At 60.1% G+C, this 18,316-nt stretch carries 12 protein-coding genes; 5 read left to right on the forward strand and 7 right to left on the reverse strand.

Going from position 1 to position 18,316, the window contains the following annotated elements:
• Positions 1-57 precede the first annotated feature (57 nt).
• A complete protein-coding gene (locus C4J89_RS05520) occupies positions 58-1,470 on the forward strand; it encodes an amino acid permease (protein ID WP_124361474.1) in 1,413 nt (470 codons plus the stop codon).
• Positions 1,471-1,781: 311 nt separating this feature from the next.
• On the opposite strand, the gene C4J89_RS05525 is transcribed toward C4J89_RS05520, so the two are convergent.
• The gene (locus C4J89_RS05525; protein WP_124413949.1) at positions 1,782-2,906 is read right to left on the reverse strand and encodes an OpgC family protein; all 1,125 of its coding nucleotides are present in this window, start codon (positions 2,904-2,906) and stop codon (positions 1,782-1,784) included.
• A gap of 174 nt (positions 2,907-3,080) precedes the next feature.
• Positions 3,081-4,700: an FMN-binding glutamate synthase family protein gene (locus C4J89_RS05530; protein ID WP_124413950.1), complete on the reverse strand. Its 1,620-nt coding sequence runs from the start codon at positions 4,698-4,700 to the stop codon at positions 3,081-3,083.
• Positions 4,701-4,884: 184 nt separating this feature from the next.
• Between C4J89_RS05530 and C4J89_RS05535 the strand changes: the two genes are divergently transcribed.
• Positions 4,885-5,358: a hypothetical protein gene (locus C4J89_RS05535; protein WP_124413951.1), complete on the forward strand. Its 474-nt coding sequence runs from the start codon at positions 4,885-4,887 to the stop codon at positions 5,356-5,358.
• A 30-nt stretch (positions 5,359-5,388) separates the two neighbouring features.
• Here C4J89_RS05535 and C4J89_RS05540 read toward each other — a convergent pair whose 3' ends face one another.
• Genes C4J89_RS05540 through C4J89_RS05555 form a run of 4 tightly spaced genes read right to left on the reverse strand, consistent with a single transcriptional unit; the run spans position 5,389 to position 11,455 of the window.
• Positions 5,389-6,768 (reverse strand): ATP-binding protein, encoded by a 1,380-nt coding sequence (locus C4J89_RS05540; RefSeq protein WP_124413952.1) that lies wholly within the window; start codon positions 6,766-6,768, stop codon positions 5,389-5,391.
• Positions 6,765-8,591 carry a DAHL domain-containing protein gene (locus C4J89_RS05545; RefSeq protein WP_124413953.1) on the reverse strand — a complete coding sequence of 609 codons (1,827 nt, stop codon included), beginning with the start codon at positions 8,589-8,591 and terminating at the stop codon, positions 6,765-6,767. The genes C4J89_RS05540 and C4J89_RS05545 overlap by 4 nt, the downstream gene beginning before the upstream one ends.
• Positions 8,588-9,556 carry a cytochrome-c peroxidase gene (locus tag C4J89_RS05550; protein WP_124413954.1) on the reverse strand — a complete coding sequence of 323 codons (969 nt, stop codon included), beginning with the start codon at positions 9,554-9,556 and terminating at the stop codon, positions 8,588-8,590. The genes C4J89_RS05545 and C4J89_RS05550 overlap by 4 nt, the downstream gene beginning before the upstream one ends.
• A gap of 24 nt (positions 9,557-9,580) precedes the next feature.
• Positions 9,581-11,455 carry a bifunctional diguanylate cyclase/phosphodiesterase gene (locus tag C4J89_RS05555; RefSeq protein ID WP_124413955.1) on the reverse strand — a complete coding sequence of 625 codons (1,875 nt, stop codon included), beginning with the start codon at positions 11,453-11,455 and terminating at the stop codon, positions 9,581-9,583.
• A gap of 221 nt (positions 11,456-11,676) precedes the next feature.
• Here C4J89_RS05555 and C4J89_RS05560 point away from each other — a divergent pair, with 221 nt between their 5' ends.
• The 3 genes from C4J89_RS05560 to C4J89_RS05570 are packed head-to-tail and all read left to right on the forward strand — an operon-like array spanning position 11,677 to position 13,906.
• Positions 11,677-12,990: an HD domain-containing phosphohydrolase gene (locus tag C4J89_RS05560; RefSeq protein WP_124361483.1), complete on the forward strand. Its 1,314-nt coding sequence runs from the start codon at positions 11,677-11,679 to the stop codon at positions 12,988-12,990.
• Positions 12,987-13,400 (forward strand): NUDIX domain-containing protein, encoded by a 414-nt coding sequence (locus tag C4J89_RS05565; RefSeq protein ID WP_124361484.1) that lies wholly within the window; start codon positions 12,987-12,989, stop codon positions 13,398-13,400. The genes C4J89_RS05560 and C4J89_RS05565 overlap by 4 nt, the downstream gene beginning before the upstream one ends.
• The gene (locus C4J89_RS05570) at positions 13,397-13,906 is read left to right on the forward strand and encodes a GNAT family N-acetyltransferase (protein ID WP_124413956.1); all 510 of its coding nucleotides are present in this window, start codon (positions 13,397-13,399) and stop codon (positions 13,904-13,906) included. Before C4J89_RS05565 ends, C4J89_RS05570 begins: the two co-directional genes overlap by 4 nt.
• A gap of 7 nt (positions 13,907-13,913) precedes the next feature.
• Here the strand turns inward: C4J89_RS05570 and C4J89_RS05575 are convergent, their stop codons facing one another.
• Positions 13,914-18,095, reverse strand: coding sequence for a dermonecrotic toxin domain-containing protein (locus C4J89_RS05575; RefSeq protein WP_124413957.1), 4,182 nt, complete (start codon positions 18,093-18,095; stop codon positions 13,914-13,916).
• Between the last annotated feature and the right edge of the window lie 221 nt (positions 18,096-18,316).

Here is an 18,316-nt window from a genome sequence, read left to right on the forward strand (position 1 = left end):
GGCTTGCACCGTGGAAACTCGACGGACAATCCAATAACAAGATGAGGTTGTATCCCTATGCCAGTCGGCAACCAACTGCCCCATGGCGAGACCGCTTCAGGCGGCCCGCTCAAACGCGAATTGGGTGAACGGCATATCCGCCTGATGGCCCTCGGTGCCTGTATCGGTGTCGGCCTGTTCCTCGGCTCGGCCAAGGCCATCGAAATGGCCGGCCCTGCCATCATGCTGTCCTACATCATCGGTGGCCTGGCCATCCTGGTGATCATGCGTGCCCTCGGCGAGATGGCCGTACACAACCCGGTCGCCGGTTCCTTCAGCCGTTATGCACAGGACTACCTCGGCCCGTTGGCCGGTTTCCTGACCGGCTGGAACTACTGGTTCCTGTGGTTGGTGACCTGCATCGCGGAAATCACCGCCGTGGCGGTGTACATGGGCGTCTGGTTCCCCGACACCCCGCGCTGGATCTGGGCCCTGGCGGCGCTGATCAGCATGGGCACCATCAACCTGATCGCGGTCAAGGCCTTCGGTGAGTTCGAATTCTGGTTTGCCCTGATCAAGATCGTCACCATCATTGCCATGGTGATCGGCGGCGTCGGCATCATCGCTTTCGGTTTCGGCAATGACGGCGTGGCGCTGGGCATCTCCAACCTGTGGACCCATGGCGGCTTCATGCCCAACGGCGTGCAAGGCGTATTGATGTCGTTGCAGATGGTGATGTTCGCCTACCTGGGCGTGGAGATGATCGGCCTCACCGCCGGTGAAGCGCGCAACCCGCAGAAGACCATCCCCAGCGCCATCGGCTCGGTGTTCTGGCGCATCCTGCTGTTCTATGTGGGCGCGTTGTTCGTCATCCTGTCGATCTACCCGTGGAATGAAATCGGCACCCAGGGCAGCCCGTTCGTGATGACGTTCGAGCGCCTGGGTATCAAGACCGCAGCGGGCATCATCAACTTCGTGGTGATCACCGCCGCGCTGTCGTCGTGCAACGGCGGCATCTTCAGCACCGGGCGCATGCTCTACAGCCTGGCGCAGAACGGCCAGGCGCCCGCGACGTTCGGCACCACCTCAAGCAATGGCGTGCCACGTAAGGCGCTGCTGCTGTCGATCTTTGCCTTGCTGCTGGGCGTGTTGCTCAACTACCTGGTGCCGGACCAGGTGTTCGTGTGGGTCACCTCCATCGCAACCTTCGGCGCGATCTGGACCTGGCTGATGATCCTGCTGGCCCAGCTCAAATTCCGCAAAGGCCTGAGCCCGGCCGAGCAGGCGGGCCTCAAGTACCGCATGTGGCTGTACCCGGTCAGCTCCTACCTGGCGCTGGCGTTCCTGGTGCTGGTGGTGGGCCTGATGGCTTACTTCCCGGATACCCGCGTGGCGCTGTATGTCGGGCCTGCGTTTCTGGTGTTGTTGACGGTGTTGTTCTACGTGTTCAAGTTGCAGCCGACCAATGGGGCGGTGCGTTCTGTAGCCTGAGGGCGCCGCAAAATCAATGTGGGAGGGGGCTTGCTCCCGATAGCAGTGTGTCAGCCAGCCAATGTGCAACTGACATACCGCCATCGGGAGCAAGCCCCCTCCCACATTTTTAGATCTCCAACGGCACTGCGATGTGTGTCGGCGGGAATGATGGGCGCAGAGAGGTTGCAGCCTTGTCCTGATTGAACAAGCAACGCAAAACCAATGTGGGAGGGGGCTTGCCCCCGATGGCAGTATGTCAGCCAGCTAACATGCAGCTGATACACCGCCATCGGGAGCAAGCCCCCTCCTACATGTCAATCAGCCGGGCACTAACCAGGCGCGGCGACAGCGGCTCTGCGCTGGTCCAATTGCTTGTTGAATTCCAGCCACGCGGCAAACAGCATCATCACTGCGGCCCCCACCAGCGCGGTGAATATCCGCATGGCAATGGTGTCACCGGTCAGGGCGTTGGCCATGTCCGCCAACGGCGCCAACACCACACCCAGGCAAAAGACTTCCAGGGAGTAGCGCCCCATCCGGGCCAGTTGCCGGGCCAACCTGTGTTGCGTCCAGCCGACACCGGGGAGCAATTTGGCGGTGACATAGGCCAGGGCCAAAAAGTGCAGCAAGCGCACCGGTGACAGGTCGGTCTTGCTGATGGGGTACAGCCATTCGCCGATCAGGCTTGGCATCCAGGCGTCGTGCACCTCGGGCCAGCGCCACGACAGGGTGATCACGCAGCTCGTCAGCACATAAGCCGCCGCCGCCAGGAACAATGGTTGGCGCAGCACAGGCCGCTGGTCAGCCGGGCGTGCTGAACGCAAGGCCGCCGCGCCACCGAGGATAAACAGGCACTGCCAGGTCACCGGGTTGAAGTACCAGACCCCGCCGTTGCTGGCCGGCAGGTTCCAGCCCTGCCAGGGCGCCAGCAGGTACACCGCCACAGAAACGCCCACCGCGATCCTCGGCACACGCAACAGCAACGGCAGCGTGAGGGGCAGGCTCAGAATCAGCACGATATACAACGGCAAAGGGTCGGTCAGGTTGGGCTTGAACCGCAGCAGCAATTCATCGACCAGGGCCTGCTGGGTATTGTTGAGGAAATACTCCAGGCCCATCTCCTGCACCAGGTCGCGGGTTTCGATATGGCTGTTGGCGAATATCACGATGCCCATCAACAGCGCCAGCAGGAAAATATGCACCACGTAGAGCGTCCACACCCGGCGCAGGATCTTTAAACAGGCGATGAAATAACCATCACGCTGCAGGATCTTGCCGTAGGCCAGTACCGCCGCGTAGCCGGCCAGGAATACGAAGATTTCGGCGGCGTCACTGAACCCGATGTTCTGCACGGTGACATGGGCCAGGGGATTGTGGGGAACGTGATCCCAGAAAATGAAGATCAACGCCAGGCCCCGAAAAAAATCGATGCGTGGGTCGCGTCCGTTCAGCATGGCAGCGGGCTCTTGAACAAGTTGTTGAGTGAAGAGTGGCGAGCGCGCGCGTTGTCGTACGCCGCACGCCGGGCGGGCGCAGGTTGGCGGTATTTGTAAGCAATTGCAAAGGCTGGGTATTACCGAATGTCTCAATGGCCTGCCCGAAGGCCGGGCAGGCTTCAACCGTGTGAATCAGGCGGCGGCTACTTCATGCGGTTCAAAACTGTCCGCCCGAGCCATCTGCCACATACGGGAATAGAACTCGCCATTCACCTCGCCGGTGAGCAGCTCGCCCGGTTTGAGGAACACATGCAACTGCGAGAACAGCTTGATCTCGGTCGCCGACATGCGTCGCACCAAGTGCTTGGCCGACAACTGCGACGGATGTTCCAGCCCGGCGGCGGCGAGCATTTCCGCCAGGGCGTGGAGGGTATTGCGGTGGAAGTTGAACACGCGCTGGGCCTTGTCCGGCACCACCAGCGCACGTTGGCGCAGTGGGTCCTGAGTAGCGACGCCGGTCGGGCATTTATTGGTGTGACAGCTCTGCGACTGAATGCAGCCGATGGCGAACATAAAGCCGCGCGCCGAGTTGGCCCAGTCGGCGCCGATGGCGAGCACACTGGCGATGTCGAAGGCACTGACGATCTTGCCGCTGGCGCCGAGCTTGATCTTGTCGCGCAGGTTCAGGCCCACCAGGGTGTTGTGCACGAACAGCAGGCCCTCGCGCAGCGGCACGCCGATGTGGTCGGTGAACTCCACCGGTGCCGCGCCCGTGCCACCTTCCTTGCCGTCGACCACGATAAAGTCCGGAAGGATGCCGGTTTCGAGCATGGCTTTGGCGATGCCCATGAACTCCCAGGGGTGGCCCAGGCAGAACTTGAACCCCACCGGTTTACCGCCGGACAACTCGCGCAGTTGGGCGATGAACTGCATCAGTTCGATCGGCGTAGAAAATGCGCTGTGGCGTGACGGCGAGATGCAGTCCTCACCCATCATGATGCCGCGGGTGTCGGCGATTTCCCGGGTGACTTTATGTTTGGGCAGGATCCCGCCATGACCGGGTTTGGCGCCCTGGCTCATCTTGATCTCGATCATGCGCACTTGCGGGTTTTGTGCTTGGGTGGCAAAGCGTTCCGGGTCAAAGCGGCCGTCACTGGTACGGCAGCCGAAGTAACCGCTACCCAGCTCCCAAGTGAGGTCGCCGCCGTTTTCGCGGTGGTAGGGGCTGATGCTGCCTTCGCCGGTGTCGTGGGCGAAGTTGCCGAGTTTGGCGCCCTGGTTCAGCGCGCGAATGGCGTTGGCGCTCAGTGAGCCGAAACTCATCGCCGAAATATTGAACACCGACGCCGAGTACGGCTGTGTGCACTGCGGGCCGCCGACCATCACGCGGAACGCGCTCGGGTCGCTCAACGGCGCGGGCCGCATGGAGTGGCCGATGAATTCAAAGCCCGACTGATAGACGTCGATCAAGGTACCGAAGGGCTTGTCGGCGGTTTCGTTCTTGGCGCGCGAATACACCAGCGAACGTTGGGCCCTGGAGAAGGGCAGGGCATCGCTGTCGGATTCGAGCAGGTACTGGCGGATTTCCGGGCGGATGGCTTCCACCAGGTAACGGATATTGCCCAGGATCGGGTAGTTGCGGCGCACGGCGTGGGGGCTTTGCAGCAGGTCGAAAATGCCGATCAAACTGAGCAGGCCGGTGACTATGGTGATGGGCCACAGCCATTCATGTTCGATAAAGGGCAGGCTGGCCAGGGTGAATATGATGCATGCGGCAAAGAACGCGTAACGGCTTAGTAACGACAGGCTCATACGGTTTTCCTTGGTTCGGACTCTTGAGGTCGATCCGCCATTCTGCGCCCGTACTGAAACAGTGAACAAGGATCGAAGGCCCTGGGGCGGTATTTGCACAGGCGCGGGCCATGGAACCGTTCGGCGAAAGGCGGCCACTATTGTGCAGGACGCCCTTTCTCTCATGCATTTGGAGTCATCGCTCATGTCGAACATATCTGCCGCTTTCGGCCCTTCCATCATTCATCAAGGCGCGTCCGCCGCGATCGACCGTGAGCAGCGGATGCAATCCGCTCAGCATCAGCACACTTCCCACGCGTTGCGCGACGGCACCCCACCGGGAAAATTCCAGCGGTTTGCCGCTGACGCGGCCAAGAGCCTGTGGTTTATCCCAGGCATGAGCAACGTGCTGCAGGGAATTGCAAAGGCTAAGCCAGGCCTTGATGGCGCCATCAGCGGGGCGCTGGACGGGTTTCGTAAAACCCGCGAAGACGGTTTTGACAAGGCGCTTCTCGGCGCGGTTACCGGAGACTACAAGGCGATGGCCGAGGGTTACGTCGGCGCGGTGGTAAAGAACGAAGCCACGCCTGAGTCCGTCAAGAAAGGGCTGCGCGAAGGTTCAGGCTTGTTAGACCTGGCCGCGACGCTGCGCCAGCAAAAAATAGCGCTGCAGGCTTGATGGGTCACTGGCCGTACCCGGCGGCGGGCCCTACGCCGCCGTCTGCCGAATCGGCAGCACCACCCGAAACGTGGTGCCTTTGCCCAGCTCACTGCTGACCGAAATATGCCCCCGGTGTTTCTTGACGATGCCGTAGGATAATGACAGCCCCAATCCGGTGCCTTCGCCCACCGGCTTGGTGGTGAAGAACGGGTCGAAAATCTTCAGCACGGTGTCGGGAGCAATGCCGCAGCCGTTGTCCGCCACTTCCAACCAGATGGTGTCGCCGTCCACGCCGTTGCTGATGGTGATGGTGCCGCGCTCCGGCCCCATGGCCTGGGCGGCGTTGATCACCAGGTTCATCACCACCTGGTTGAGCTGCGAGGCCAGGCATTCGATGTCCGGCAGGGGCGTGTAGTGCTTGACCACATCGGCCTTGTACTTGAGTTCGCTGGCGACGATGTTCAGCGTCGAATCAATGCCCTGTTGCAGGTTGGCGAACTGCCAGGTCTGGTCGTTATCCACCCGCGAGAAGTTCTTCAGGTCCTTGACGATCTGTACCACGCGGCCAATGCCGTCCTTGGACTCGCGGATCAGCACCGGAATGTCTTCCTTGAGAAACTCCAGTTCCAGTTCTGTGCGCAACGCCTTGAGCCGGTCACGCTGATCCTGCGCCGGGATCAGCGCTTCGCTGTGTTGATATGCCTCCAGCATCTGTTGCAACTGGTTGAAGTAGCTGTCGAGGGTGCTGAGGTTGGATGAGATGAAACCCACCGGGTTATTGATCTCATGGGCGACGCCGGCCGCGAGTTGCCCCAGTGAGGCCAGCTTCTCCGATTGCACCAGCTGGCTTTCCAGGTGCTTGCGTTCGTTGATTTCCAACTGCAACGCCTGGGTGCGTTGTTCCACCAGCTGTTCCAAGTGCAAGGTTTGCAGGGACGCGCGCCGGGCCATGTCCCATTTATTGGCCAGGGTGTTGGCCATTTGCTGGACTTCGATGTTGTCGAACGGCTTCTTCAGGATCAGCAAGCGGTCATAGGCGTTCAGGCGCGACAGCAGGTCATCCCAGGAATAATCCGAGTACGCGGTGCATACCACCACTTGCAGGTCGGGTGCGACCTTCCACAGTTGCTCGATGGTCTTCGCGCCGTCCCAGCCTTGGGGCATGCGCATGTCAACGAAGGCCAGCGCGTAAGGGCGTTGTTCGGCCATGGCGGTGGTCAGCAAGGCCAGGCCTTCTTCGCCGCCATAGGCTGAATGCAGCTCGAACGCCTGGGCTTGCGGCGTGGCGGTGTCGCCAAACAGCGCCGACTCCATCTCGTCCAGCGCCAGGTTGGATTCTGCGCTCGGCATCAGGATTTTGCGGAAATCCTCATGGATGGACGGGGTGTCATCGATCAGCAGGATGCGCCGGTTGGGAGGCTGGTTCATGCGGTACTTCCGACAAGGGTCAAGGGAATCGTCAAGGTAAACACCGCGCCAAGGCCCGGTCCGTCGCTGTGAGCCGTGAGCTGGCCGTGCATTTCCACGGCGGCCAGGGCACAGCTGTGCAGGCCGAAGCCGTGGCCTTCCTTACGGGTGGTAAAGCCGTGGGTGAAGATCCGCGTCATGTTTTCGACCGGTATGCCTTCGCCATCGTCCTTCACACTGATTTTAAGGGTCTGGTCACCTACCTGTTCGACCCTCAGGGTGATTTGCCGTGGTCGCTCGGAAAGACCGGTCATGGCGTACTTGGCGTTGCTGATCAGGTTGACCATGATCAGCAGCAACCGGTGTTTGTCCCCCAGAATCTGCGGCACCGGCGCGTATTCCTTGACCACCGTGACGTGGTGACGCGTCAACGCGCCGGCGTTCATGCGCAAGGCATCGTCCATCAAGCCACCAATGTCCACCGGCTCCAGCAGTGTGGAGGCGCCGGCATAGGATTGCTGGGTCGAGACGATGTCCTTGATGTGGTCGACGCTTTTGCTCAGCTGCGCCAGCTCATCGCTCATGCCTTGCTGCTCGATGGCAATCGCGTCCACCAGTTGGTTCAGGTAGCCCGGCAGCAATTTGCCTTTTTCATCCTCGGTGAGAAAGCTGCCCAGGTCGCCCTGGTGCGCGTTGATCAGTTGCATGGCCTTGCCCAGGCCCAGGGCCTTGCTGCTGCGCAGTTTGCGGCTGACCAGGTCGGCGGAAATATTCACGCTGTTGAGCACGTTGCCGACGTTGTGCAGCACGTTGGTGGCGATCTCTGCCATGCCTGCCTGGCGGGCGCTGTCGAGCAGCTCGCTCTGGGCGTCCTTGAGTTGTTGCGTGCGCCGTTCCACCCGTTGTTCCAGGGTTTCGTTGGCCGATTGCAAGGCGCGGTTGACGCGGTTGATCTCGGCGAAACTGCGCAGCAGGCGCACGGCCAGGTAGAGCAGCAGCACCACCAGCAACGTCGAGAACACCAGCAGGTAGCGGTGGTATTGATGTTCGATGAGATCGGCGGCCTGCTGGTCCTGATCGAGGTGGGTGGTCAGCGCGTCGAGGTGCTCGGCCACGGGCACGGCAGCAATCCGTTCGAGCAGGCTGTTGACCACAGGCTGTTCGCGCAGGATCAGCGAAATATGATTGCTGAGGATATCCACCGGCGCCTGGAACTCGACGGGCAGGCTCTGTTTGTTGATCGCCAGTTTGCCCAGGCCCACCAGGATATCGGCGGCGCGCTCGTCGCTGGTGACCTGGGCGAACTCCAGGCTGCTGAGCAGCAGGTCGTAGGTGTCGGTGGCCACGCTTTGCATTTGCAGGCGGCCTTCGTCGTCAATGCTGTTGAATTGGGCCTGGATGTCATCTTCGGCGGTCGGCAGAAACGCCAGCGAATTACGCAACACCGCATTGTGGGATTTGAACTGGTCCACCAGCCGGGCTTTGTCCTGGATGGCCGCCTGATAGGCCGCCTGGCTGGCTTGCCAACCCGGCAGGTCGGCAGCGCTGTGGTAGGCGCCGCGGCTCGCAAGTTCAGCGCCGATCCGGGTCATTTCCGTCAGGGGCATGACCAGCGGGTCGTAGTTATGGGTCAGCGCGATCCGCGCCTTGAGCACTTCGCTGTCCCACTGGGCATTGAGCTGCTGGAGCTGGCGGATCAGGTCGCGCGACAGGGTATAAGTGGCCGTCTGGTCGCGGGAAGACTTGAGGTACAAAAACACCAGCGTGGAGGCCAGAAACAGAGTCATCAGGCCAAGCAACACCTGGCTGGCGCGGCGGCGATACAGGCGTGACAAGCGTCTCATAGGGGCTTGCCCGCCCAGTTACCGGTCAGGGTCTTGAGAAATTGAATAATCAGGTCCTTGTCTTCCTGGGTCGGGTTACGCCCCAGTTGGTACTTGAACATCACATCGACTGCTTCTTCCAGGGTCTTGGCCGAAGCGTCGTGAAAATACGGCGCGGTGACGGCGACATTGCGCAGGCTGGGCACCTTGAACACATAGCGGTCCTCTTCGTCCTTTGTCAGCAGGTAGCGCCCCAGGTCCGACTCCTGCGGGTTGCCGCGTGCCTGGAAGTAATCGCCCATCACTCCGAATTTCTGGAACATATTGCCGCCGATGTTCACGCCTTGGTGGCAGGCGATGCAGCCGTACTCCTTGAAGCGCTGGTAGCCGTACTTTTCCTGGGTGGTCAGTATCGCGGTGTTGCCCTGCAGATACTGATCGAAGCGCGAGTCGGGCGTGAGCAGCGTGCGCTCGTAGGTAGCCAGTGCGTTTTGCACGTTGGCGGCGTTGAGGCCATCGGGGTAAGACTGGGCGAAGGCGCGTTGGTAGACGGGCAGGGCCGCCAGGTTCTGCACCACGGTGTTCCAGTCGCTGCCCATTTCCACGGGGCTGGTGACCACCTGATCAACCTGTGCTTCCAGCGTGTCTACCCGACCATTCCAGAACTGCTTGAAATTCAGGCTGGCGTTGAACACCGAAGGCGTGTTGAGCACCACAGGTTTACCGTCAACGCCGATCGAGAACGGCTTGTTGTCGGCGCCGCCGGACTCCAGGCGGTGGCAGCTGGCGCAGGACAGCGTGTTATTCGCCGACAGACGCGGCTCGTTGAACAACTGGCGGCCCAGCTCAACCTTGGCCGGGTCCAGCGCCGGTATCGCCGGCATGGGCTTGAGCGCCTCGTTCAGCGGTGCGGCGGCCAGCGGTGCGCCGCTGCCCAGGCACAACGCGAGAATGAAGCCGGTACGGACAGTTGAAACATGGCTCAAGCGAGCACTCCTTGCGGCCTGGGGCTATTGATCGGGCATCAGTGTCGCGCTACCCACCTGCAGCAACTGGACGAAATCCTTCGGCGCCAACGCTTTGCTGAAGAGAAAACCCTGGCCCTCCTCACAGCGCTGGGCTTTGAGGAAATTCAGTTGGTCGAGGGTTTCCACGCCTTCGGCAATGATGTCCAGTTTCAGGCTTTTACCCATGCCGATGATAGCGCTGATCAGTTGTTCGTCCTGACTATTAATACTCAGGCCGCGCACGAAGGATTGGTCGATCTTCAGCACATCGATGGGAAAGCGCCGCAGGTAGCTGAGGCTGGAGTAGCCCGTGCCGAAATCATCCAGGGCCAGGCGCACCCCCAGCGCCTTGATCCTTTGCAGGATCGCCACGGTTTCGTCGACGTTCTGCATCAGCACGCTTTCGGTGATTTCCAGTTCCAGCAGGGCGGGCGGCAGGCCGGTTTGTTCGAGGATGGCAGCCAGGTTGTCGACGAAGTTGCGTTGGCGAAAGTCGATCGCCGAAATATTCACCGACATGCGCAGCGGCGCCAGGCCCATGTGCCGCCAGGCTTGGGCTTGTGCGCAGGCCTGGCGCAGTACCCACTGGGTCAGGCGCACGATCAGGCCGCTGTCTTCGGCGATCGGAATGAACTCGGCCGGGCTGATCCAGCCGGACCTCGGATGAAACCAGCGTGTCAGCGCCTCCGCGCCGACGATCCGCCCGGACTCCAGTTCCAGCTTGGGTTGGTAGTGCAGCACCAACTCATCGCGCTCAAGCGCCTGGCGCAGCGCGCTCTCCAGGTGTTGCTGGTGTCGGGCGCGCAGGTTCATGTCTTCGGTATAAAAACTGAAGTCGTTCGGGCCGTGCTCCTTGCTGGCGTGCATGGCGGTTTCAGCCTGCTTGATCAACCCCACCGCGTTGGCGCTGTCGTTGGGGTAAACGCTGATCCCAAGGCTCGCGGTCACGCTCAGGTCCTGCCCGGCGACGTGCCGCGTCGCGCTGATGGCATTCAGCACTTTTTGCGCAATGTGCTGGGTTTGCTGGGGGTGCTGGATATCGTTGAGCAGGATCACGAACTCATCGGCGCCGTAGCGAAACACCGAATCCGACGCACGTACCGTTGCCACCAGGTTCTGGCTGACCTGCTCGAGCACTTCATCGCCCACCGGGTAGCCCAGGGCATTATTGATGCGCTTGAAGCGGTCGAGCCCGATAAACATCACCGCCAGTTGCGTGTCATGTCGCCGGCCCAGGGCGATGGCCTGGGTCAGTCGGTCGCCCAGCAACGTACTATTGGGCAGCCCGGTGAGGGCGTCGTATTGCAACAGGTGCGAGACCTTGAGCAGTTCCTGCACGCGTTCTTCGATGGTGCGCTCCAGGCTGATCACCTTGAGCGCCGCGTCCTGGGCCAGTTGCCATTTCCACGTCAGGGCGCTGGCCATCTGGCGGATTTCCAGGTGATCGAACGGCTTTTTCAGGATCAGCAACTGATCGTTGTACTTCAAGCGCGCTTCAATCGCCTCGAAGGAGTAATCGGAATAGGCAGTGCACAGGGCAATTTGCAGGTTGGGGTCGACATCCCACAGCTGTTCGATGGTTTGCAGCCCGTCCCAACCGGGGGGCATGCGCATGTCGATAAACACCAGCGCATAGGGCGCCTGGGCCTGCAGGGCTTTGTTCACCAGCGCCAGCGCTTCCTGGCCCTGGTAGGCGGAGTCCAACTCAAATGCCTGGCGTACCGGCGCGGCGGTGCCGAAAAGGGCCGACTCCAAGGTGTCCAGCGAGGGCTCGCCGTGCTCGTCGGCGCAGAGGATCTTGCGAAAATCCTGGTGGATCGAAGCCGTGTCATCGACGATCAGGATGCGACGGTTGGCCCGCCCTGATTCCGGGGTCATGGTGCCCTGCGCCTGTGCAGAAGACTCGACGGCATAACGATTCCTTCCCTGGTTTTACAAGCAAAGGGGTGTGAACATGCAGTGACAGCATAGCTGAGCTCCCTTGATATCGACGGCCAGTTGGCGTCAAATCAACAGCATTTTCGCGCTGCTGGCCTGGATCGGCACGGCGCACCGGTTCAATTGAGCTTCACATCGTTTAATTTGAAGGCAGAGTCGCCATGGATGAACAACTCGCTACGAAGTCCGCTGTGCTGCTGGTCGACGATGAAGAGTCGATCCTCAACAGCCTGCGCCGCCTGTTGCGCAGCCAGCCTTACGAGGTGGTGTTGGCCACCAGCGGCGCCCAGGCGCTGGAGATCATGGCAACCCGGCCCATCGACCTGGTGATGAGCGATGCGCGCATGCCCGGTATGGACGGGGCCACGCTGTTGGCGCAGGTTCACCGCCTGTACCCGGCCACCGGCCGCATCCTGCTCACCGGTTACGCCGACCTGACCACCATCGTCAAGGCGATCAACGACGGGCAGATTCACCGCTACATCAGCAAACCCTGGAATGACGAAGAGTTGCAGCTGGTCTTGCAGCAAACCCTCGAACATCAGCGGCTTGAACGCCTTGCGCGGGAGCAGAACGACCAGCTCAAAGCGCTGAACGCCACGCTGGAAAAGCGTGTGACGGCGCGTACCGCCGAACTGCAACAGACCGCCGACATGCTCGACCTGGCCTACGACGAGCTCAAGCGCAGCTACGTGACCGGTACCGAAGTGTTTTCGCTATTGGCCAACCTGCGGTTGCCCAAGGACAAGCAGACCAACCGCGCGTTGATCGAATTGATCCGCGTGTACTGCGCCGCCCAGGTCATGGATGAAGCCAGCACCCGCGACCTGACCATGGCTGCGGCGCTGTACAACATCGGCAAACTGAGCTGGACCGACAGCATGATGGTTGCGCCGTCCGACAAGCTGCACAGCACCCACCGCGCGCTGTATCGCGAATACCCGACCCAGAGCGAGTCGCTGTTGATGACCCTGGAGCCGATGAAGGACGCGGCGCGGATCATTCGTCATCACCAGGAGCGTTGGGATGGCTCGGGGTTTCCCGACCACCTCAAGGGCGAGGCGATCCCGGCGGGTTCGCGGCTGCTGAAATTGGCCGTGGACTTCATCGAGCTGCAAAAAGGCCTGATCCTGGAGCGGCACCTGAACAGCGACGAAGCGTTGCTGTATATCCGCAAGTACGCCGGGCGCCTTTACGACCCGGAATTGGTCGAGGATTTCGTGCAGGCCTGCGCCACCTTCCTCAGCGATGTGACCCTGGGCGACCCCACGGTCAGAGTCCTCACCACCCGCGAACTTGAGGACGGCATGGTCCTGGCGCGCAACCTCAACGCCGACAACGGTATGCTCCTGCTCAACGCCGGCAAGGTGCTGAACCTGCCGCTGGTGGACAAGCTGATCGCGTTCGAATCGATGGAAGGCGCAAAATACAGCGTATTTATCAAACAACCCGACGAGATAACGATTCCCACATGAACTCTTCAATTATCCGCATCGCTGCAGCGGTCCTGATCGACAAGCACGGCCAGACCTTGCTGGTGCGCAAACGCGGGACCCTGGCGTTCATGCAGCCCGGCGGCAAGATCGACGCTGGCGAACAACCGGTCGAGGCGCTGGCTCGCGAGCTGCAGGAAGAACTGAACCTGCGTATCGATCCGGCACAAGCTGTGTACCTCGGCCAGTTCTCGGGGCCCGCGGCCAACGAGCCGGGCTTCACCGTGCAGGCCGACATGTTCCAGCTGCACATCGACGTGGCGGTCACCCCGGCCGCTGAAATTGAAGAAATACGCTGGATCGACCCCATGGGCGACGGCGGCCTGCCATTGGCGCCGCTGAGCCGTGACCAGATCCTGCCGCTCTACCGCGCGTCGCTGATCGGCGCATGACGATTCGTCCACTCAATCCCCGCGATGCCGAGGCCTATCGGGCATTGATGCTCGAGGCCTATGATGCTTATCCCCAGGCGTTCACCTCCAGCGTCGCCGAGCGCGCAGCGATGCCGTTGAGTTGGTGGCAAAAGCGCCTGGACGGTGCGTTGGACCGTTTGCTCGGCGCATATGCCGGCGACGCACTGGTCGGCATCGTCGGCCTGGCGTTCGAGCCTCGGGAGAAAGCGCGGCACAAGGTGACGTTATTCGGCATGTACGTGACTCAAGCCCATCAACGCAACGGCCTGGGCCGCCGGTTGGTGCAGGCGGCACTCGACCAGGCGCGCGAGCACCCGCGCCTCAAGGTGGTCCAACTGACCGTCACCGCCGGCAATGACGCCGCCTTTGCGTTGTACCGGCGCTGCGGCTTTATCCAGTACGGCCTGGAACCGTTGGCGGTGCGGGTGGGCCTGGACTATTTCGACAAGATCCACATGTGGCGTGAGCTGCGCGGCGAGGGTTAAGGGGGCATTACATTCCCCAGGCGACCGGCCTGGCACCGTGATAATCAAAGATACCTCGGAGTACGAAGACATCTTTGCCATCCTCTTTTGCGGTGCGCTCAATGGCCACCCGCCATCGACCACGGCCCGCGCCTGCCTCTACCTGGGGTAAATCAATATAGGTGTAGTTGCCGATTTTTTTGCGGCTGACACGACCTGCCTGAATGTCCTCGGTGATCTGCTCAAGTTTGTTTCTCGCACTGTCTGATAGCAGCGGGATCTGCGCTTCTAACAACTCGTCCTGCTTCACGATGTTGACTACGGGGGCTCGGGCCGTAGGGGGGGCCGGGGAAGGTGTCGGTGTGGGGGATGGTTTTTCAATTTTTTTGGTGGGTACGCGGGCGACGTCAAACTCTAAAGGCTCTGAAAACCGAGGGAGGTTCTTTTCAAATTTCGTGACGGCGACACTGTCGATCATTCTTACGCCAGACTCACCGCTCTTGTATGTACCGCTAGACATGGCGATATAGGGAATGCCGGATTTTTTAAAGTCCTCGGCGTAGGAGTCCACGCCAAGTTCCTTGAGCTTTTCCTTGAATTTTTCTGTTCTGAACAGGGTTAAGGATTCTCGTACTTTAGGGTCCGACAAATGCGATTCCAGCGCCATTGCGAGCGAAATTTTTTTATCGGTGGCTATTTTGGTAAGCATTTGCTGGCGTCCTTTTTCGTTCAGAAACGCGTTAAACGAATCCGTTGGCCAGGTTGAAAGTTGATATTTTTCATCAAATTTATTCAGGCTCTTCATCTGCTGAGGTGTGATCGCATAACCTACAAACTGTGCGTTTGTGTCGGGGTCCTGAATTGTAATGGAGGCTCGGATTTCTTTTGAAAAGTTGTCGTTTTTGCCAATTAGTCTTTTTATTTTTTTAAATAATTTATCTTTGTCCAACGGGAGCAGGGGAGGGACCAGATTCGAGGTTGATCTGTTTATGTGGACGTAAATCTCCGCTTCCGAATGCAGCCTCAACAATGCGTCACGTAATTCATTTTTGGCGCGCGGGCTTAAATTCTGCTGCCCCGAGACGCTGCGACGAAAGGTGGCTTCGTCGATATTGCCCATCTGCTGTCGTGCGTTCGCCAGCAGTGTTCGCTTCTGTAACTCGGTCATTTCTTTAATGAGGGGTTCGAAATACCTTAACTGCTCATCTGTTGAGTAAATACTAAGCGCCGCGATCAGGTCGGCATCGACTTGCTGTTCAGGCGTGAGCCCGCGCAGCCTGCCCATCGCCGTGCCGCCGCCCGCTGTCGTGCGTTCGAAACGTGGCTTCCAGCTTTTAGCGTTGCCCGGCACCACCATAAAGTTCGCACTGTTTCCTGCCGGGTCTTTTACATAGCGCGCACCGTCTTCGACAAAAGACTGATACAGGTGATAACGCCCGCCTTGATCCCTCATCGCGATCAGTTGGTTATTGTATTTGTCAAAAAAACACGGGGCATTGCCCGTTGTGCGCGACAGCGTGTAGTGGTTCGCCTGGGCAAATTCTTCCACGTCAAAGAATGCGTCGATCTGTTTGGGCAACCGATACGCGGCAACATCGACCCAGGCCGGCTCCAATGGCCGGATCGAGGCCGTTGTGAGCGCGATGCGGATCTTGTGGCGGGGGCCGATTTTTCGGACCAGCCCCGGCACACGGCGGCCCAGTTGTCTGACCAGGCTTAGGCCTTTATCGATGCCACTGCGCACCAACATCCGTGCGGCTTTGAAGGGCATCAGGTCGATAAAAAAATCGGCCACTTCAATGCCGAACATAACGGCGTTTACGGTGGACTCGCGGGAAATCTGCGCATTGCTGCGTGAATGGAAAGCGGTATACGAGAGTTGAAACCCGAGCTGCGCCAGATACAAATACGCGTGAAAATTGCCGGTTATTGTTATTAAGGCATAGCGGTGCACGCCGCGTGTATCGCTGAAGATTCGTGAGCGCTCCTGCGCATCGTTGGTGGCCATGCGCTCGCTGAAATAGGCTCGCCATTGCGGTTTTGCGTTCAGCACGTCCAGCTCCCCCAGGCCGTTGGGCAGTTCCCTGAAGGGCGCGTCATCCGGGGCATCCGGCGTATACAGCACGCAGACGCCGTCAGGCTTGGTGCGTTTTCGCTGAATGATCAACACGCCATTGATCACGTGCCCCCCTCGGCCTCCTTCCAGTACGCTGCCCATCACCAACAGATTCACGTCGATCTCGAACTCGCTGACCCGGGGGCGTTTTGTGGAATCGGGGTACTCGAGCACCGCCTTTATCCAGTCAAATCCGCTTCCGGGCGTCTTGAATATAAACAGCTTGTGAATATCGGGATTCAACCGGCTCTCCAGGGCGTCCTTGTGCATTTTCGCCGCGTTGGCGCGCTGCCAGGCGGTGGCGAAGCTGTTGCCTTGGCTGCCCTGCGAAAAGGTTGACCTCAGGTATTCGGCGTATTTTCCTCCAATGTCGGCTTCTTGGGCGAGCGCGCGTAAATCCGAATCGCCCAGCGTGCCCTTGGTGTTGCCGTCGGTATCGACGAGGGTGGCGGTGGCGCTGATGGTTCTGTTGAAGTCATGCGCGGACCATGGATCGACATTGCGCTGGGCGTAACTGCCCAGTGTGCGCAGGTCTATGACGACCTGGCTCTTCCAGGTGCCACGGGTCAGTGTCTGGCCTTCCAGAAACCGTGGGATGCTTATCTTCTCATCGGCGGTGATGTAAACGACCGACGTGTTCTCGTCGCGGTACCCCGTCAACTCGACCGGCAGGAGGAAGGACAGACGCAGACGAACCAGGCTTTTATACGGGGCAATATCCACGTCGGCATAGGCCGGTTTCTGTTTTTTCAGGACCTTGTCTGTTTGTTCGAGTGAAAACGCTTCCAGTGTCTGAACCTTTTCAAGAAAAGGCATGAGCGCCGCATTGCTGTCACTCATCGCCTGTTCCAGTTGCCTGTAGCGGTGCTGGTCGTGCGCGTCGGCAGTTTTCAGCCACTCGGGTTCGCTTACGTCTATCAGGCGCAGATTACGTGTGACAAAGGCATCGGCGATGTCTAGATACTGGGTGATGTCCGCCGCCAGATCGAGTTCGCCGGCCACCGGCAATGTCTCCTTGCGCAGGGCTTGTCGCACAGCAAAATATTGTCGAATTCGTACTGAGCGAACACTGTACGCCACGATATCTGCCTCTATCGTTGGCGGGCTTGCGGCCAGCACGGGCAAACCGGACAGCCCTGCGCGGGCCGTTTTCGACAGGCTTGCGAGCAGGCGCTTGCCGGCCGGGCCGCCTTCGCGTAGGCGTGCCGCCACGGCTTGATTCAAACGGCCCAGGTTTTCATATTCCTCAAACTCCTCGCCCGGGCTGTACAGCATCACGCTGCCCGTAGGCGGAGTCTTGCCCGTGGCGTTGAGGATGAATGCGGCGGCGAACTCACTGCCGTCCTCCAGCATCAGCCGGTATACCGCAGGCCTGACGTCGATGGCGAAGACCTTTTCCCGCGCCGCCGCAGTGGGGTACTTGAGAACATTGTCGGCCAATGTCCGCCCGGCCGCCGACAACGTGCCATCCAGCGTGCGCAGCGCCAGTTGATGGGCCAGCACCTGGCGACGCAAGGCAATCAGCTGTTCCTCCGAGTCGGGTTGGTCATCCTCGGCGGTGCCCCAGAACGCGTTCAGACTTTGGATGACGGCGATTTCCGTCGAGCCGGCCAACTGCGCCGCCGTGCCGTTTGAAGACAGGTGCTTGTCCGCGTCCAACGTGTTGGGTTCCCGGTAGAAGGCACCGCTCTGTTGGGTCAAATAGGTGCCGCCGTCTGGCGCGCGCAACCGGATGAGTAACGACCCCAACGGTTCGCTGGACAAGAGTTGCCGTTGCCCCTCCTGATCCTCCCGGAAACGGCTGTAAAAGATCTGGTTGGGATTGATGGGCCGGGGCAAATGGGGAAATGCTTCAGTCAATTTATGCTGATACACCCTGCCCATGCTTGGCTGTGACTGCATCAAGTCGTCGGTTTTGACGTTGAGTTTGGCGAGCTCGCCGATAAGGTGATCCTGCTGCTTCTCGGTCGAAGACACCGGGGGTACCACAGGCAACGTCACAGGCTGAAAAGTGACGAGGGGCGTGTATTTGGCCTGGATCGGTTGTGGATCGTCACCCTGTTGGGCTGGGGAAGAAGGCAATGAAGTGTGCATGCGCGAACCCTTACAAAACGGCGCAAGTTGAGCGAAGGTGCTGTGCGCCCGGATGAATGTGAGGGTCGAGTGTAGGTGCGGCGCCAAGGGGCTCAGCGGTGCATGTGTCTCGGACAGCCGAGCCTAAGCGAGGTGCCGAGTGGTGGGGCAAGAGCGTTTTGCTTACGTTGGGGCTTTTTGTACTGATCCAGCATCTCGGTCGGCTGTCAGGCCGCCATCGG

Origin of the sequence: Pseudomonas sp. R4-35-07 (assembly GCF_003852235.1) — a bacterium.
Classification (GTDB): domain Bacteria; phylum Pseudomonadota; class Gammaproteobacteria; order Pseudomonadales; family Pseudomonadaceae; genus Aquipseudomonas.

Excerpts from the sequence above, each read along its gene's own strand:
- C4J89_RS05530 (WP_124413950.1), bottom strand. The coding sequence starts at position 4,700 with ATGAGCCTGTCGTTACTAAGCCGTTACGCGTTCTTTGCCGCATGCATC.
- C4J89_RS05560 (WP_124361483.1), top strand. The coding sequence starts at position 11,677 with ATGGATGAACAACTCGCTACGAAGTCCGCTGTGCTGCTGGTCGACGAT.
- C4J89_RS05525 (WP_124413949.1), bottom strand. The coding sequence starts at position 2,906 with ATGCTGAACGGACGCGACCCACGCATCGATTTTTTTCGGGGCCTGGCG.
- C4J89_RS05555 (WP_124413955.1), bottom strand. The coding sequence starts at position 11,455 with ATGACCCCGGAATCAGGGCGGGCCAACCGTCGCATCCTGATCGTCGAT.
- C4J89_RS05545 (WP_124413953.1), bottom strand. The coding sequence starts at position 8,591 with ATGAGACGCTTGTCACGCCTGTATCGCCGCCGCGCCAGCCAGGTGTTG.
- C4J89_RS05565 (WP_124361484.1), top strand. The coding sequence starts at position 12,987 with ATGAACTCTTCAATTATCCGCATCGCTGCAGCGGTCCTGATCGACAAG.
- C4J89_RS05520 (WP_124361474.1), top strand. The coding sequence starts at position 58 with ATGCCAGTCGGCAACCAACTGCCCCATGGCGAGACCGCTTCAGGCGGC.
- C4J89_RS05570 (WP_124413956.1), top strand. The coding sequence starts at position 13,397 with ATGACGATTCGTCCACTCAATCCCCGCGATGCCGAGGCCTATCGGGCA.
- C4J89_RS05535 (WP_124413951.1), top strand. The coding sequence starts at position 4,885 with ATGTCGAACATATCTGCCGCTTTCGGCCCTTCCATCATTCATCAAGGC.
- C4J89_RS05540 (WP_124413952.1), bottom strand. The coding sequence starts at position 6,768 with ATGAACCAGCCTCCCAACCGGCGCATCCTGCTGATCGATGACACCCCG.
- C4J89_RS05575 (WP_124413957.1), bottom strand. The coding sequence starts at position 18,095 with ATGCACACTTCATTGCCTTCTTCCCCAGCCCAACAGGGTGACGATCCA.